The 17,231-nt window shown below is 69.1% G+C and carries 10 protein-coding genes and 2 pseudogenes; 8 read left to right on the top strand and 4 right to left on the bottom strand.

All coding sequences use genetic code 11. The features are described from left to right. Nucleotides 1-360 precede the first annotated feature (360 nt). On the top strand, nucleotides 361-2,553 hold the full coding sequence (gene katG / locus ACZ7DL_RS13465; protein WP_470774050.1) for a catalase/peroxidase HPI: 2,193 nt from the start codon (nucleotides 361-363) through the stop codon (nucleotides 2,551-2,553). A 256-nt stretch (nucleotides 2,554-2,809) separates the two neighbouring features. On the opposite strand, the gene ACZ7DL_RS13470 is transcribed toward katG, so the two are convergent. After that, the gene (locus tag ACZ7DL_RS13470) at nucleotides 2,810-4,036 is read right to left on the bottom strand and encodes an RICIN domain-containing protein (RefSeq protein ID WP_470774052.1); all 1,227 of its coding nucleotides are present in this window, start codon (nucleotides 4,034-4,036) and stop codon (nucleotides 2,810-2,812) included. Nucleotides 4,037-4,782: 746 nt separating this feature from the next. Here ACZ7DL_RS13470 and ACZ7DL_RS13475 point away from each other — a divergent pair. Beyond that, nucleotides 4,783-5,058, top strand: a complete 276-nt coding sequence (locus ACZ7DL_RS13475; RefSeq protein ID WP_470774054.1) for a hypothetical protein — start codon at nucleotides 4,783-4,785, stop codon at nucleotides 5,056-5,058. 22 nt (nucleotides 5,059-5,080) lie between these two features. Here ACZ7DL_RS13475 and ACZ7DL_RS13480 read toward each other — a convergent pair whose 3' ends face one another. Beyond that, nucleotides 5,081-6,727, bottom strand: a complete 1,647-nt coding sequence (locus ACZ7DL_RS13480; protein ID WP_470774056.1) for a glycoside hydrolase family 27 protein — start codon at nucleotides 6,725-6,727, stop codon at nucleotides 5,081-5,083. A 399-nt stretch (nucleotides 6,728-7,126) separates the two neighbouring features. Here ACZ7DL_RS13480 and ACZ7DL_RS13485 point away from each other — a divergent pair, with 399 nt between their 5' ends. Then, on the top strand, nucleotides 7,127-8,776 hold the full coding sequence (locus ACZ7DL_RS13485) for a glycoside hydrolase family 43 protein (RefSeq protein WP_470774058.1): 1,650 nt from the start codon (nucleotides 7,127-7,129) through the stop codon (nucleotides 8,774-8,776). 53 nt (nucleotides 8,777-8,829) lie between these two features. Continuing rightward, the gene (locus ACZ7DL_RS13490; protein WP_470774060.1) at nucleotides 8,830-10,839 is read left to right on the top strand and encodes a glycoside hydrolase; all 2,010 of its coding nucleotides are present in this window, start codon (nucleotides 8,830-8,832) and stop codon (nucleotides 10,837-10,839) included. A 124-nt stretch (nucleotides 10,840-10,963) separates the two neighbouring features. On the opposite strand, the gene ACZ7DL_RS13495 is transcribed toward ACZ7DL_RS13490, so the two are convergent. Further along, nucleotides 10,964-11,977 (bottom strand): LacI family DNA-binding transcriptional regulator, encoded by a 1,014-nt coding sequence (locus tag ACZ7DL_RS13495; protein ID WP_470774061.1) that lies wholly within the window; start codon nucleotides 11,975-11,977, stop codon nucleotides 10,964-10,966. A 350-nt stretch (nucleotides 11,978-12,327) separates the two neighbouring features. Here ACZ7DL_RS13495 and ACZ7DL_RS13500 point away from each other — a divergent pair, with 350 nt between their 5' ends. The 3 genes and pseudogenes from ACZ7DL_RS13500 to ACZ7DL_RS13510 form a co-directional block, all read left to right on the top strand. Continuing rightward, nucleotides 12,328-13,293, top strand: a complete 966-nt coding sequence (locus ACZ7DL_RS13500) for a glycoside hydrolase family 6 protein (protein ID WP_470774062.1) — start codon at nucleotides 12,328-12,330, stop codon at nucleotides 13,291-13,293. Between the two features lie 162 nt (nucleotides 13,294-13,455). Next, nucleotides 13,456-14,730, top strand: coding sequence for a glycoside hydrolase family 6 protein (locus tag ACZ7DL_RS13505; protein WP_470774064.1), 1,275 nt, complete (start codon nucleotides 13,456-13,458; stop codon nucleotides 14,728-14,730). Between the two features lie 489 nt (nucleotides 14,731-15,219). Further along, nucleotides 15,220-15,759, top strand: a pseudogene (locus ACZ7DL_RS13510) (RICIN domain-containing protein); the annotation flags it as partial. A gap of 4 nt (nucleotides 15,760-15,763) precedes the next feature. On the opposite strand, the gene ACZ7DL_RS13515 reads toward ACZ7DL_RS13510, so the two are convergent. Further along, nucleotides 15,764-16,867, bottom strand: a complete 1,104-nt coding sequence (locus tag ACZ7DL_RS13515) for an NAD(P)-dependent alcohol dehydrogenase (RefSeq protein ID WP_470774066.1) — start codon at nucleotides 16,865-16,867, stop codon at nucleotides 15,764-15,766. 173 nt (nucleotides 16,868-17,040) lie between these two features. Between ACZ7DL_RS13515 and ACZ7DL_RS13520 the strand changes: the two are divergent. Further along, nucleotides 17,041-17,231 (top strand): annotated as a pseudogene (locus ACZ7DL_RS13520) (methylmalonyl-CoA carboxyltransferase); the annotation flags it as partial.

Below are 17,231 nucleotides of genomic sequence, written 5' to 3' on the forward strand. Positions count from 1 at the left end.
CTGCATCCGTAACCGTTCCCGCGCGGCCCTTTCGGGCGTCGGCCGACCCGCCACCCCGCGAGACCGCTCCTCCGGCTAGTCCGGGGGCTTGTCGCATCGGATTCGGCTTGTGTCGAAAGCCGGCACGAGAGCACAAAGGACGCCGCTTCTCTCACATCTGTCATACGGGGTGCTCTGCGTGTTTCATGGAGGTGTGGTCCGCGGTGCGCGACGATACGGACGCGGCACAGCACCTTTTCCAGCCGGTGGGCGCCATGGCGCGCTGAGTGTGTGGGTCGACGTGCTCGACACCAGCAAAAGCCGACAACGTCAAGAGCAGCAGCCAGCAGAAGGAACACCGAGACAGGAAGAAGGACGGGCATGTCCGGCAGTGAAAGCGAGAATCCGGCAATCCCTTCACCGACGCCCACGCCGACTCGGCGGCCCAGGACGAACCGGGACTGGTGGCCGAATCAGCTGGACCTTCAGGTTCTCCACCAGCACTCGCCCCGAGCCAATCCGCTGGACGAGGACTTCGACTACGCGAAAGAGTTCGCGACCCTCGACGTCGACGCGCTGAAGCATGACGTCTTCGAGGTGATGACGACATCCCAGGACTGGTGGCCTGCCGACTACGGTCACTACGGGCCGCTCTTCATCCGAATGAGCTGGCATGCCGCGGGCACGTACCGCATCGCGGACGGCCGCGGCGGTGGCGGCAGCGGCGCACAGCGCTTCGCCCCCCTCAACAGCTGGCCGGACAACGCGAGCCTGGACAAGGCGCGCCGCCTGCTCTGGCCGGTCAAACAGAAGTACGGCCGGAAAATCTCCTGGGCTGATCTTCTGGTCTTCGCGGGAAACTGTGCCATGGAATCCATGGGGTTCAAGACGTTCGGGTTCGGTTTCGGGCGAGAGGACATCTGGGAACCCGAGGAGATCTTCTGGGGACCCGAGGACACATGGCTCGGAGATGAGCGCTACAGCGGCGACAGGGAACTCACCGGTCCTTTCGCCGCCGTGCAGATGGGACTGATCTACGTCAATCCGGAGGGGCCCGACGGCAACCCGGATCCGATGGCTGCCGCCCGGGACATTCGTGAGACGTTCGGGCGCATGGCGATGAATGACGAGGAGACGGTCGCGCTCATCGTCGGCGGCCACACCTTCGGCAAGTGTCATGGCGCGGTCGACCCCAGTTATATCGGCCCCGAACCCGAGGCCGCCCCCATCGAGCAGCAGGGCCTCGGCTGGCGGAACACGTACGGCAGCGGCAAGGGCCCCGACACGCTCACCAGTGGCCTGGAGGGCGCGTGGACCACCGAGCCGACCAAGTGGGACAACGGCTACCTGGACAACCTGTACGGGTACGAGTGGGAGCTGACGAGCAGCCCCGCCGGCGCCCACCAGTGGACTCCCACGGATCCCGCGGCCCGGAACACCGTGCCCGACGCCCATGATCCGTCGAAGCGGCACGCCCCCATGATGCTGACGACGGACCTCGCGCTGAAGGTGGACCCGGTCTACGGACCGATCACGAAGAGGTTCCACGAGAACCCGGACGAGCTGGCGGCGGCGTTCGCCAGGGCCTGGTACAAACTGCTGCACCGCGACATGGGACCCGTCTCGCGTTACCTCGGCCCGTGGATTCCCGAGCCGCAGCTGTGGCAGGACCCCGTCCCCGCCGTCGATCACGAACTGGTCGGGGACGAGGACATCGCCGCCCTCAAGGGCAGGATCCTCGCCTCGGGCCTTTCCCTCTCCCAGCTGGTCACCACCGCCTGGGCGTCGGCGGCAAGCTTCCGCGGCACCGACAAGCGCGGCGGGGCGAACGGGGCACGGATCCGGCTCGCGCCGCAGAAGGACTGGGAGCTCAACGACCTCCCCGAGGTGACCGAGGTACTGCGGACGCTCGAGCGCATCCAGCAGGACTTCAACCTCTCCCGGACCGACGGAACCCGGGTCTCCCTCGCCGACCTGATCGTCCTCGGCGGGTGCGCGGCCGTCGAGCAGGCCGCGAGGAACGCCGGGTACGACATCGCGGTCCCCTTCGCACCGGGGCGTACGGACGCCTCGCAGGAGCAGACCGACGCGGCGTCGTTCGCCGTGCTGGAGCCCACGGCGGACGCCTTCCGCAACTACCTTCCGGCGGGCGAGAAGCTGTCCCCGGAGACCCTCATGCTGGACCGTGCCAACCTGCTCACACTGACCGCTCCCGAGATGACGGTGCTGATCGGCGGCATGCGGGCTCTGAACACCGGCTTCAAGGGGTCTCCCCACGGCGTTTTCACCCACCGGCCGGGAATCCTGACCAACGACTTCTTCGTCAACCTGCTCGACATGGGCACGGAGTGGAAGGCGTCGGCTACGGACGAGAACGTGTTCGAAGGCCGGGATCGCGTCACGGACGAGGTCAAGTGGACCGCCACCGCCGTCGACCTGATCTTCGGTGCGCACCACCAGCTCCGAGCCATCTCGGAGGTCTACGCGTCCCAGGACGCGGGAGAGAAGTTCGTAGGTGACTTCGTTGCGGCGTGGAACAAGGTGATGAACCTCGACCGGTTCGACCTCGCCTGAGTCCGACGTCCCGGTCGGCCCTCATCGGCCGACCGGGACGTGGACAGATCGCGCAGAGGTGCCGTCACCGGGTCGGCAACCTCAGTCCTTGAAGAACGGGCCCGTGCTGCGGGCGAGCCGTCTGCTCAACGCCGCCGCCAAGCCCGCGAAACACATCCGATGAGGTCCGGGCCGAGGTGGCTCGTCTCCGCGTCCCAGCCCGGCCCGGACGGCTCGCCGGATCCGACTCCGTGGTGCTCCCCGGTGGCCGGTGCCGTCACCAGGCTGTCGGCAGGCCGGCGATGAACGACGTGAGCCGGTCGGCGATGAGTCGGTCGTCGTGCGCCGAGTAGTGCCAGTCGCAGCCCAGGAAGTCCAGCCCCGAGTCGTCGAGGAACCAGTAGCGGACCCGGCTGTCGCCGGCGGCGTTGCGCGCCTTGACCACCTGCTGGACATGGGCGGCGAACTGGCCGGCACCGACTGCCACGATGGTGGTCGCGGCCCCGTAGCGCGTCCGCAGCTTCTGGAGGAACTCGCCGTAGGCGGTGCGGTAGGCAGCCGCGAGGCTGTCGGGCGTCCACGGCTCACCGGGGTTGATGGAGGTCGAGAAGTCGTTGGTGCCGAGGTTGACCACCACGAGCTGAGGACGCCAGGTGCCCGGGTTCTGCCAGACGTCGCCGGCCACGTTCAGCAGGGCACGGTCGTAGAAGGTCCGGTACGTGACGTCCGGCGAGTGTCCGTTGTAGTTGCGTACCATGCCGAGACCCGAATAGGCGTTGAGCTGGTAGTCGGCGTTCAGTTGCCGGGCGGTGAGGGCGCCGTAGCTCACGTCGGCGTTGGTGGTCCGCCTGACCTGGTCCCAGGCACAGTCTCGGGAGGTCGAGAGGTTGCCGTAGCCCACCGTGAGGGAGTCCCCGATGAACTCGATCTGGCGGTTGCGGGCCGTCGGTTTGCTCAGCACGGCACCGCCGGGCGCGGCGACGAAGCCTCCGAACGTGCTGGTGTCCCCCGGACTGTCGTTGCGCTTGACGAGCCGGACGGTGTGCGCACGGTCCGGCAGGCCGTTGATCCAGTGTGTGGTCCGGCCCGGCGTGACGAGCGTGGCGACGGTGGCTCCGTCGACCTGGACGTCGTAGTCGGCGGCCGGGTCATCGAGTACGACGCCCACGCCGGTGCCCCGGACGGTGCCCTCGAAGTACACGCCGGGCCAGCTGTACTGCACCGTGTTTCCGGCGTCCTTGACCCGCCCCGCGGTGTGCACCTGCGCCAGCACTCCCGTCGCGCGGACCAGTTGCCACTGCTGGTTGGTCCCGCCCCAGTCGGCGTACTGCACGACCTTGGCGCCGTCCGCGGTGGAGGCGCCCTGCACCTCGACGGCCTTGCCACTGTTCCGGTTGACCAGCACGTACCAGGCGTTCGGATCCACGTCGGCCGCCTGTGCCGTCCCGGCAGCCCCGATCCCGGTCAGCAGCGCCGCCAGTAAGGCGGTCACCGCGGTGAGCACCGCCGCTGGCCTCCCGCGCCTCCACCGGGACCGAAATGCCATACACATGCCCTTCATCCGTGTCTCCTTCACTGAGTGCGGCCGCCCGTCCGCCGGGGGTGCGCGCCCCGGGGTGGGGACCAGCCGCGTCGACGTGCGAACCACTGGCCGGCGTTGCCGTCGCGGATCCCTTGAGAGGGGTGCGTCGTCGGCGGTCGCGGCCGGCCAGGCGTCCATCGCGGGGACTTCGGCTATCGCCGGGAATCGCTGTCCCGTCCGCCCGAGGTGGTTCACTTGCCCTCCCGTCGAGGACGCGTCGCCGGCTCGGAGAAGGCGTCCGGACGCTCTGGGCGCTCCGGGCGCGATGCTCTCGGTGCTCACCATATTGTCGAAGCGCTTCGAACATAAGCTCACGGCAACAAACAGCCCCTCAGACCCAATCTGAATGAGGGTATGGCGGACGAGGACAGTGGCGTCGTCGAAGCGTTTGATCAAGATGCCTGCCGCTTCGGGGGCAACACCGCGGGCTCCGTGAACATTCATGGGCCGAACAGCGGCAACCCCCGTCATTTCGCAGCAACCCTTTCGCTTCCCGCGGTCACTGAGCTGTGCACCATCGGCTCTGTCTTCCGAACGGACAGACGTGAAGACAGACATGAAGGCGGCGAGGCAGGCCGCGCGGCAGCGCAGACGTCCAGGGCGTGCGGCGTGTACGTCCTCGTCGGTGCGGCGAACGGCGCCTCCGTCACGGTGCGGATCAGCAACGAGTGGCCGCTTGTACTGCTGCCGCAGACCCGCTGCTTGCGGACCGAAGCGATGTTGTACCCGGCCGCTCACCCGACGACCAGCTGGACCCGTACCAGCGGTTCAACACCGCCTTCGCGCCGGACTACGCCGAGAAGGCCATCCGTCTCACTCCCGCCTTCCTCAACGCGGTCGAGGACGACGCGCGAGTGAGACTCGCCTTCCGTGTCTGGAGGGGCGCCACGACGACGTACTACGTGACAAGGTCGGGAGGCACGGTGGCCGGCACGACGTCCTGAGCCGAGGCCACCGGCCCCGGCATCAGGTGCGGGTCCACTTCTGGTTGGCCTGGCCGCTGCACGTCCACAGGACCAGCGGCGTCCCGTTGGCGGTGCCCGCCCGGTCGACGTCGAGGCACAGCCCGGCGTGGACGTTGCGGATCGACCCGTCGGAGCCGACTGTCCATTGCTGGTTGTTCTGGCCGTTGCAGGGCCAGGTGATGACACGGGTGCCGTCGGCGGTGCCCTGGTTGTAGGCGTCCAGGCACTTGTCGCCGAAGACTCGGATCTCGCCGCCCGCCCATGTGGTCCACAACTGGTTGGCGGCTGTGTGGCAGTCCCAGATCAGCACCTTGGCCCCGGCGGCGGTGGAGGCGTTGTCCACGTCCACGCAGCGGCCGGACGCGTTGCCGCGCAGCCGCGAGGTGGTGGCGGCCAGCGGGCTGCCGCCGGTCACCCGGAACACGGCCACGCCGTGCGCGGGGACGCTCGCCGAGATCTGCCCGGACGTGGTCTGTGTGCCGCCGTTCCACAGCTCTGTCAGGGTGAACGGCCCGCCGGAAAGGCCGACTTGCGCGGCCGTCGTGCTGACCGTCGCGGTGCCGCCTCCCCGGTTGAACAGGCCCACCGCGACCGAGCCGTCGGACAGGGGTTTGGCGAACACCTCGGTGGCGCCGTCGTCGCGCACCCTGCGCCCGCCCGCGCCCAGCGGATCCTGGTTCACCGCCAGGAGCCGCGGGTTGCGCAGGATCGCGCTCACGTCGGCGGACATGGTGCGGATGTCGTTGCCGGCCATGAGCGGGGCGCCCAGCAGCGCCCACAGGGCGAAGTGGGACCGGGACTCGGTCAGCGACAGTCCGGGGCGGCCGACGACCAGCATGTCGGGGTCGTTCCAGTGTCCCGGGCCCGACTGCGCCGCCAGCGGCGCGGTGACGTCCAGGACGTTGCCGACGCCCATCGGGTAGCTGTTGGTGTTGCCGTTCTGCCAGATGTCGAGCAGGTCCTCCGTCGTCCGCCACAGGTCGGCGACCTCGCCCCAGTTGTACGTGGCGCCGGTGATGGCGTGCAGGCTGTTGGGGTTGATGCTGTAGACGATCGGCCGCCCGGTGGCGCGCAGGGCGTCGCGCATGAGCGTGAACCGCGCAACCTGCTCGTCGCGGGTACCGCTGGTGGAGCACCAGTCGTACTTCAGGTAGTCGACGCCCCACGCGGCGAAACTGGCGGCGTCCTGGGCCTCGTGGCCCCTGCTTCCCGTGGACCCCGGGTAGCCGCCCGTGGCCTGCGCGCAGGTGCGCTCCCCCGGCACCTGGTAGATGCCGAACTTCAGCCCCTTGCTGTGGATGTAGTCCCCGAGCGCTTTCATCCCGCTCGGGAACTTGGCCGGATCGGCCCGCAGGTTGCCTGCCGCGTCGCGCTGCGGGTCGAACCAGCAGTCGTCGACCACCACGTACCGGTAGCCGGCGTCCCGCATGCCAGAGGACACCATCGCGTCGGCGGCCTGGCGAACCTGGGTCTCGGTGATCCCGCACCCGAAGCTGTTCCAGCTGTTCCACCCCAGCGGTGGGGTGAGCGCCGGGCTGCCCGGCGCGGCCGAGGCGGCGGAGTGAGCGGAGGCCGTCACGGACGCGGTGACCGTCAGCGCGGCGGCCGCGAGGAGGCGGAGCAGTCGTCCGCCTGATCGTCTGGGCACCAAGGGCTCCTTTTCTGGGGCGCCACTGAAGAGGTTCGAAATTTCGGCAGCCATTCGGAAAATCTATGGTGCCACGGATGGTAGAGAGGCGAGCGAACATGTCAACACCTCCCGACGAATCGCCTCCGACACGGGACGCCAGGACCTGAAAATGCGACGACCTGAACGTTCCGGGTGCCCGACCCGAGGCGATGCGAGCCCCCGAGTCCACGAATGTTTCGAAGTGTGCCCCGAATCCTGCGAGAGGTATTGACGAGGTTCACCGCCCCCCTATCATCCAGGTTGCTCGACAAATCGATCCACGTTCGACATTGCGAACACGCTGGAGCCGCTTCCCTCCGAACAAAGCCTCCGGGTGACGCCCACCGCAACGGCCGAGCCGCAAGGAGTACGCCACACATGGATCTGTCATGGCCTCATCACCACGTGTCCCGTCGCAGCGCGCTGGCGGCCGCCACCGGCCTGGCCACCGGCGCGCTCCTCCCTCTGGCCGGAGCCTCCCGAACCGCCGCCTCCGCTCCCACCCAAGGGTCGGCCAGCGCAGCCGCCACGCAGTACACGAACCCGGTGATCTGGCAGGACTTCGCGGATATCGACGTCATCCGCGTCGGCGACACCTACTACGCCTCGGCCTCGACGATGCACTACTCGCCGGGCGCGCCCGTCCTGCGGTCGTACGACCTGGTGAACTGGGAGATCGCCGGTCACTCGGTGCCCGTCCTCGATTTCGGTGCCAAGTACGACCTGAACGGCGCCCGTGGCTATGTCAGAGGCATTTGGGCGTCGTCGCTGGCCTACCGTCCGGGCAACAGGACCTTCTACTGGCTCGGCCAGATCGACTTCGCCCGGACGTACATCTACACCGCCACCGCCGTCGAAGGGCCGTGGAACAGGCTGACGGCGATCGACACCCCCTACTACGACGCGGGGCTGCTCGTCGACAGCGACGACTCCCTGTACGTCGCGTACGGCAACACCACCATCAGCGTGGCCCAGCTCTCGCCCGACGGCCGCAACCAGGTGCGCACACAGCAGGTGTTCACGGCACCGTCGAGCGTCGGCACCCTTGAGGGCTCCCGCTTCTACAAGATCAACGGGCAGTACTACATCTTCCTGACCCGCCCCGCGAACGGCCAGTACATCCTGAAGTCGTCGAACGGCCCCTTCGGCCCGTACACCTTGCGGCAGGTCCTCCTCGACCTGCGCGGACCGATCCCCGGCGGCGGCGTCCCGCACCAGGGCGGACTGGTGCAGACGCAGAGCGGTGCCTGGTACTACCTGGCCTTCGTCGACGCGTACCCCGGCGGCCGGATGCCCGCACTCGCACCGGTCACCTGGACCCCGGACGGCTGGCCCGTCGTCCAACTGGTGAACGGCGCATGGGGCACCTCGTATCCCAGCCCGGCCGTGCCCCCTCCGCCCCGCCAGGTCACCCCCATGATCGGTGTCGACACCTTCGACGGCACGACCCTCAAGCCGCGATGGGAGTGGAACCATAACCCGGACAACACCAAGTGGTCGGTCGGCAACGGCCTCACCCTGCGGACCGCGACCGTCACCAACGACCTGTACTGGGCTCGCAACACCCTCACGCACCGCATCCAGGGGCCCACCTCCACCGCCACGGTCCACCTCGACCACTCCGCGATGCGGGACGGCGACCGGGCCGGACTCGCTCTGCTGCGCGACTCCTCCGCGTGGATCGGGGTCAGACGCGACGGCGGTGTGACGCGGGTGGTGATGGTCAGCGGGCTGACCATGGACAGCAGCTGGAACACCACCGGCACGGGCACCGAACTCGCGAGCGCGCCCGTCTCCGGCGGCCGGATCTGGCTGCGTGCGAGCGCGGACATCCGTCCCGGCGCGCCGCGCCCCGGGACCTTCTTCTTCAGCACCGACGGCACCACCTTCACCCGCCTCGGACCCGCCTTTTCCATGGGAAACGACTGGAGGTTCTTCATGGGCCACCGATTCGCCCTCTTCAACCACGCCACTCAGGCACTCGGCGGCGCGGTCCGCGTCACGCGGTTCGAACTGTCCACGCCCTGAACCGGTCCATCGATCGCACCACCCCACCCCCCACCCACCCGACGAGGAGAACCATGAACCCGCTGAAACGGCTCGGCAGGCGCCGAGCCTCGGTCTTGGGCCTGCTGGCCGCAACCGTCCTGATGACGCCCGGGACCGCTACCGGCTCACCCGACGCCGTCCAGGCTTCCACTCTGGGCACCCAAGCGGCCCAGTCCGGACGGTACTTCGGAACCGCCGTGGCATCGGGCAGGCTCGGCGACGGCACGTACTCCACCATCCTGGACCGCGAGTTCAACTCGGTCACGCCCGAGAACGAGATGAAGTGGGACACGACCGAGCGGTCCCGCGGCTCGTTCAACTTCGGCCCCGCCGACCAGATCGTGGGCCGCGCAACCTCCCACGGACAGCGGGTACGCGGCCACACGCTGGTCTGGCACTCCCAACTGCCCGGCTGGGTCAGCTCCATCACGGACGCCGGCACGCTGCGCAGCGTGATGAACAACCACATCACCACCGTGATGAACCACTACAAGGGCCGGATCCACTCCTGGGACGTGGTCAACGAGGCCTTCGCCGACGGCGGCAGCGGCCAGCACCGCCCCTCGGTGTTCCAGAACCTGCTGGGCGACGGTTTCATCGAGCAGGCGTTCCGCACGGCTCGGACGGCCGATCCGTCGGCCAAGCTCTGCTACAACGACTACAACATCGAGGACTGGAACGCCGCGAAGACCCAGGGCGTCTACCGCATGGTGCGCGACTTCAGGTCGCGGGGCGTGCCCATCGACTGCGTCGGCTTCCAGGCCCACTTCGGCACCGGCGGCCCGCCCGCCGGCTTCCAGACGACGCTGGCGAACTTCGCCGCCCTCGGCGTGGACGTCCAGATCACCGAGCTGGACATCGCGCAGGCGTCGCCGACCGCGTACGCGAACACGGTCAGGGCCTGCATGAACGTCGCACGCTGCACCGGCATCACCGTCTGGGGCATCCGCGACAGCGACTCCTGGCGCAGCGGTGAGAACCCGCTGCTCTTCGACCGCAACGGCGCCAAGAAGCCGGCGTACAACGCGGTGCTGACCACGCTGGGCGGCACCCCCGCCGCCACCGGCAGCGCCCCCAACGCCGCTGCCCTGCCCAGCCGTTACTCGTGGAGCTCCAGCGGCCCGCTGATCGCACCGAAGCCGGACGCCACCCACAATATCGCCGGAATCAAGGATCCGACCGTCGTCCAGTACAACGGCAAGTACCACGTGTTCGCGAGCGTCGCCAGCTCCTCCGGCTACAACCTGGTCTATCTGAACTTCAGCGACTGGTCCCAGGCCGGCTCGGCAACGCACCACTATCTGGACCGCACCGCCATCGGGTCCGGGTACCGGGCCGCGCCGCAGGTCTTCTACTACGCGCCGCAGCGCCTGTGGTACCTCGTGTACCAGACCGGCAACGCCTCGTACTCCACCAACCCCGACATCAGCAACCCCAACGGGTGGAGCGCGCCGCGCAACTTCTACTCGTCGATGCCGGACATCATCCGGCAGAACATCGGCAACGGCTACTGGGTCGACATGTGGGTGATCTGCGACAGCGCCAACTGCTACCTCTTCTCCTCCGACGACAACGGACACCTGTACCGCTCCCAGACGACCGTCGGCCAGTTCCCGGGCGGCTTCACGAACACCGTCATCGCGGCCCAGGACTCCAACAAGTACGCCCTGTTCGAAGCGAGCAACGTGTACAAGGTGCAGGGCGGTAACCAGTATCTGCTCCTCGTCGAGGCCATCGGATCGGACGGCCGGCGCTACTTCCGCTCCTGGACATCAGGCAGCCTGGCCGGCTCCTGGACGCCCCTGGCCGCATCCGAGAGCAACCCGTTCGCACGGGCCGCCAACGTCACCTTCCCCTCGGGCGCCTGGACCCGGGACATCAGCCACGGCGAGATGATCCGTGCCGGCTACGACCAGACACTCACCATTCCCGCCTGCCGGCTCCAGTACCTCTACCAGGGCATGAACCCCAACGCGGGCGGCGACTACAACAGCCTCCCGTGGCGGCTCGGCCTCCTCACCCAGACCAACTCGACCTGCTGACCGATTGCGGGCCCCCGGCTCGGACCGGGGGCCCGTCTCTCCCGTTCGGCGGGCCGGCGACGACACGGACACCTCGTTGGCGCTCCTGGGCGCACGGTCACGAACGTGCCTGCACAGTCGGTCGTCAGGCGCTGGAGCGGGTGACCAGGCGGGTGGGCAGGATCAGCGGGGTGGGGTCCTGTCCGTGGATGAGCGCGACGAGCATGCGCGCCATCTCCCGCCCGAAAGCCTCTATGGGCTGACGGACGGTGGTGAGCGGCGGATCGGCGACCTCGGCGACGGCCAGGTCGTCGAAGCCGACCACTGCGACGTCGGCGGGGACCAGTCGGCCCGCCCGGCGCAACGTGCGCAGCGCTCCCGCCCCCATGTTGTCGTTGGCGGCGAACACCCCGTCGAGACCGGGGTGGTTCGCCAGCAGTGCGGCCATGGCGGCGGCTCCGCTGCGCTCGGTGAAGTCCCCCTCCTGCGGCGGGAACGGATCGAGGCCGGCTGCCAGCATGGCGTCCCGGTAGCCGCGGTACCGGGCACGCCCGGCCTCGGTGTCCAGACGCCCGCAGATCGCGGCTACGCGACTCCGGCCGCGCGAGAGCAGGTACTCGGTCGCCTCCCGCGCTCCACCGACGTTGTCGACGTCCACGTACCACCGGGGGGCCGAACCGACCGGGCGTCCGCCGAACACGACGGGCATCTCAGCCTCCTCGGCCATACGGGTCAGCGGATCGTCCTCGCGCAGCGCCATCAGCATGACGCCGTCGGCGCCCTTGGACCGAAGGAGTTCCTCCACCCGCTTGCGGCCCCGGTCGGAAGCGGCCAGGCACAGCATCAGATGCAGGTCGGCCTCCTCCAGAGCGGCCGACGCCCCCACGATCACCTGGGCGAAGAACGGATCCGCGAAGATCGACGGATCCTCTCCCGCGACGACCAGGGCGGCCGCTCCCGTCTGGCGGGTGGCCAGAGCGCGGGCGGTCGGGTTGGGCACGTAACCGATGTGCCGGACGGCCCGTTCGACCGCCTCGCGTTTGGCGCGGCTGACGTGCGGGGCGTTGTTGAGGACGCGGGAGGCCACGGAGCGGGAGACGCCGGCGAGTTCGGCCACCTCGTCGAGCGTCGGCTGCCGACGCGGCGCATCTTCTGCCATGAGCCATGAGCCTTTCCCCCGCGATCGGACGGGAGAGGTCTGGGAGCGCTTCCAGTCACGAGGACTGTAGAGCCTTGTCTTCGCCATGTGAAGGGCGGGTCGTACTCCGGCCCTTGACAGCTTCACGAGCCCGCCACACGATACCGACCACACCCCGAGGGTTCTCAGTGCCTTTGGGACCGCTTCCAATGGGAGCGCTCCCAATCCGGCTGCCGACCCGTTCGGACGTGTCGTCCCTGCCGAAGGGCCACCGGCACAAGGGGACGTCGTACCACCGCACTTCCTCAGCGCGTCGCACGCTCGGGACGAGAGCGTGCGACGCACCCCTGCCAGGAAACCGAGGTACAGTCATGCGCCGCAGACTCCGCGTCCTGGTGGCAGCGCTCTTCGCTCTGCCGCTGGCGCTCACCGTCGCACCGTCCGCCCACGCGGCCGACCCGACCACCATGACCAACGGGTTCTACGTGGACCCCGACTCCAGCGCGAAGAGGTGGGTCGCCGCCAACCCGGGGGACGGCCGGGCGCCCGCGATCAACGCCTCCATCGCCCAAACCCCGATGGCCCGCTGGTTCGGCTCCTGGAGCGGCACCATCGGCACCGCCACCGGCGCGTACGCAGGCGCCGCGGACCACTGGGACAAGCTGCCCATCCTCGTCGCCTACAACATCTACAACCGCGACTACTGCGGCGGGCACTCCGCGGGCGGTGCCGCTTCGCCGTCCGCCTACGCGAGCTGGATCGCCCAGTTCGCCGGCGGGATCGCCGGCCGCCCGGCCGTCGTCGTCCTCGAACCGGACTCCCTCGGGGACTACGGCTGCATGACGCAGGCGCAGATCGCCGAACGCCAGGCCATGCTCACCGGGGCCCTCGCCCAGTTCAGCCGCCAGGCCCCCAACACCTGGGTCTACCTCGACGCCGGCAATCCGGGCTGGGCGAGCCCGGCGACCATGGCCCAGCGCCTCCACGACGCCGGCCTCCGACAGGCCCACGGCTTCTCGCTCAACATCTCCAACTACTTCACCACGGCCGAGAACACCGCCTATGGCAACGCCGTCAACAGCGAGCTCAACGCCCGCTACGGCTACACCAAGCCGTTCGTCGTGGACACCAGCCGCAACGGCAACGGCTCCAACGGCCAGTGGTGCAACCCCTCAGGCCGCCGCATCGGCACCCCCACCCAGAAGGGCGGAGGCGCCGAGATGCTCTTGTGGGTCAAGACCCCGGGCGAGTCGGACGGCAACTGCGGCGTCGGAGCAGGCTCCTCGGCCGGACAGTTCCTCCCCGAGGTCGCCTACAAGATGATCTACGGCTACTGATCCAGGACTCCCGTGACCCGGTACATCCACGCCCCGCGGCCGGGCCACGGGCGCCGTCCGCCACGCCCCGGCCGGGGCCACCGCTCACGTCTTGCGCACAGGCAGTCGACGGCCGGACCGGCAGCGGGCGCTCTCTCATCCATCCACCGCCCAGGAGCAGCCATGCAACCACGCAGCCTACGGCGCCGCGCGGCCGCCGTCGTCGCGGCACTCACCGCCTGCGCCGCCCTCACCACGACGCAGGCGCAGGCCGCACCCGCGCAGGACGTGATCACGCCGGCCACGAAGTTCTACGTGGACCCGCACAGCAAGGCCGCGAAGCAGGCTCTCGTGGACTTCGGAAACGGCGACATCGACAACGCCACGAACATGGCCAGGCTCGCGAGCTGGCCGCAGGCCGAGTGGTTCACCGAGGGCACGCCCGAGGAGGTGCGCGCCAAGGTGAACAAGCTCGTCCACCGGGCCCGGGCCGTCAACCGGACCCCCGTCCTGGTCGCTTACAACGTCCCGGGCCGGGACTGCACGCAGTACTCCAGCGGCGGAGCCGCATCCTCCGCCGCCTACCGGCAGTGGATCGACGCCTTCGCCGCCGGCATCGGCGACAACAGGGCGGTGGTGGTCGTCGAACCGGACGGCCTGGCCCTCCTCCCCAAGGACTGCGGGCCCACCACCGACCCGACAGGCGAACTCACGGCCGCCCGCATCGCCGACCTCCAGTACGCCGTCCAGACCCTCAAGGCCAGGACGCACACCGCGGCCTACCTGGACGCGGGCAACGTCCAGTGGCGGCCCGTCGGCGACATGGCGCAGCGGCTGCTGGACGCCGGCGTCCGGTACGGCGACGGCTTCTCCCTGAACGTGTCCAACACCCACCCCACCGACCACAACGCCAGGTACGGCACCTGGATCGCCAAGTGCATGTGGTACGCCACCGAGGGACCCGAGCACGCACGCGGCCACGCCGACCGGTGCGCCGGCCAGTACTACTCGTCCGCCGCACCCAACGACGGCACCCCCGGCAACGCCGTCTCCTCCGCCGACCCCACCACCTGGCGGTGGACCGACGCCTGGTTCGACCAGAACGTGGGCACCCCGCCGGCGGAGGAACTGCATCACTTCGTGATCGACACCAGCCGCAACGGTCTGGGCGCCTGGACCCCGGAACCGGGCAAGTACACGGGGGACCCGGAGAGCTGGTGCAACGCGCCCGGCCGTGGCCTCGGCCCGCGCCCCACCGCCGACACGGGCGTCCCGCTCGTCGACGCCTACCTGTGGATAAAGATCCCCGGTGAGTCCGACGGCAGCTGCACGCGCAGCACCGGCGGCACGATCGACCCCGAGTACGGCATCGTCGACCCGCCCGCCGGCACCTGGTGGCCCGACCAGGCCCACACACTGGCCCGCAACGCGGCGCCGCGCCTGACGTTCAACCACTGAGCTCGGCCGGGCACCCTGCACGTGTCCAGCCCACGCGCTGCCGTTCACCCGTGGCTGGACGCTTCCGGTCCTCTGCGGCCCGGCGATGCGGGAAACACCCGACCGGGTGGGTGTAACGCCCACGCAAGGCCGGGCCGTTCGGGCGCAGTCGCCGCACCGGGTCAAGGGCGAGAGCTTTCCTCCAGTTCCTCGAAGAAGGACTCGTGCTTGAGAAAGGAGACGTCGCAGGAGGACCCGGTGGTGGATCTCCAGTCGGACGGTGGCCTGCTCGTAGCACAAGGAATGTCGCCGCGAACTCGGCGCGGGACCCCGTGACGTACGTACAGCCGGGCGCAGGGAACCGGCGGGACGGGCGCGTTGTCGCAGCGGCCTCCCGCCCCGTTGACGGTCACGGTGCGCGTGACTACCGTGCGCCTCAGATCTTCGACACACCGACCATTGTTCGATATTTCACTCAATAAGAGCGCTCCCGCACGGCACTCCAAAAGGATGGCACATTATTGGCATGTACATGATATTCCGGTCCGGTGGAGGCGCGGGAGGCCAGCGGCGGTGCTCACCGCGGTGACCGCCTTACTGGCAGCGCTGCTGACCGGGATCGGGGCTGCCGGGACGGCACAGGCGGCCGGCGTGGATCCGAACGCCTGGTACGTGCTGGTCAACCGGGGCAGCGGCAAGGCGCTCGATGTGTCCGGCGCGGACACCGGAAACGGCGCATCCGTCCAGCAGTGGACCCGGTACGACGGGGCCAACCAGCGCTTCCGGTTCGTCGACTCGGGCGGCGGCTTCTACCGGCTCAAGGCGCAGCACTCCGACAAGGTGCTGGATGTCTACAACCACTCCACCGCCGACGGGGCAGCCCTCGTGCAGTGGAGCGACGCGGGCGGCACCAACCAGCAGTTCCGGCTGGCCGACTCGCCGGACGGCTACATCCGGCTGATCAACCGGAACAGTGGCAAGGCCGTCGAGGTGCAGGGTGCCTCCACCGCGGACGGCACCAAGGTCGTGCAGTACGCCGACTGGGGCGGGAGGGCTACGTGTGGAGCACGATCGGTTTCACGGTCCTGCCCGTCTCGGCGTCCCGCACGGCGAGGCCGATCTCTTCGAGCGGGTACATCCGCACGAGCTTGTCGAAGGGGAACCGTCCGGCGAGATGGAGATCGACGAGCTGCGGAATCAGCAGCTCGGGCACGCTGTCCCCCTCGATGACACCGTGGAGGGTGCGGCCCATCAGCTGGGCCAAATTGATGGGCGCGTCCTGGCCGGTTCCGCTGGAGCCCGCGAGGGCCGCGGCTCCGCCCATGGCGAGCGCGCCCACGGCGGTGCGGACCGTCTGCGGCAGCCCGACCGCGTCGAGGCAGAAGGGCACACCGTCGGGGCAGATCCGCTTGACCGCGGCCACGACATCGCCGGCTCCGGCGTCTATCAGGTGCGTCGCGCCGAGTTCGGCGGCCAGGTCGAGCCGGTTGCGGTGCAGGTCGACGGCGATGATCGGAGCGCAGCCCAGGACAGCGGCGGCCATGACGGCAGCGAGCCCCACCGCTCCGGCGCCGATGACGGCGAGGCCGGCGCCCGGAGGCGGCTTGAGGACGTTGAACACCGCGCCCGCACCGGCGATCATCCCGCACCCGAGGGGCCCGGCGAGGTCCAACGGTGCCTCGTCCCGGATGCGGATCACGGACCGCTGGTGGGTGACGACGTGGCCCGACAGCGACGACTGACCGAAGAAGTGCCCGTTCAGCTCAGCTCCGGTGGCGTCCCGGTAGGCGGTGGATCCGTCGGCGCGGCGCCCGCGCAAGTTGAGCGGAAGCCATTGGGCACAGTGCATCGGATGCCCGGAAAGGCAGTTGGCGCAGTGGCCGCAGCTGCGTGGTGCGAGGACGACCCGGTCGCCGACCGCGCAGGTGTCGACCGCCGTTCCGACCGCCTCGACGATGCCGCTGCCCTCGTGTCCGAGCACGGCCGGCAGAGCGGGCGGCAGGATCTGGTCGCGGACGAGCAGGTCGGTGTGACAGATACCGGTTGCCACCACGCGGACGCGCACCTCGTCCGGTCGCAGTTCGTCCGTCACCGAGATGTCCTCGAGCACGAATTCGGCTGCCTTGTCGCGCAGCACCGCTGCCTTCGTCGTCACCATTTCTCAAACCCTATGCGGTTCGGTTTCATGGACAACCCCTAAGAATCCGTTGTGCGTCCGTGCGCCGGTTGTCCTGCGCTACGGGATAACGGCCACGGGAAATTCAGGGGTTGTCCGCAGGCGACGAGGCTGACACGTTCTTGGACATCAGGTATTCCGAGGAGCGATGTGGAATGACCATCACGCAGGCCTCTCCCGCCGAAACAGCGACGGCTCCGACGCCCTCGACGGACGCGCGCGGACGGGTCGCCGAGCTGCACGCCATCCGTGCCCAGGCCGTGGCCGGTCCCAGCGAGAAGGCGACCGAGGCGCAGCACGCCAAGGGCAAGCTGACGGCGCGGGAGCGGATCGAGCTGCTCGTGGA

The organism is Streptomyces sp. NPDC036984 (assembly GCF_055607665.1).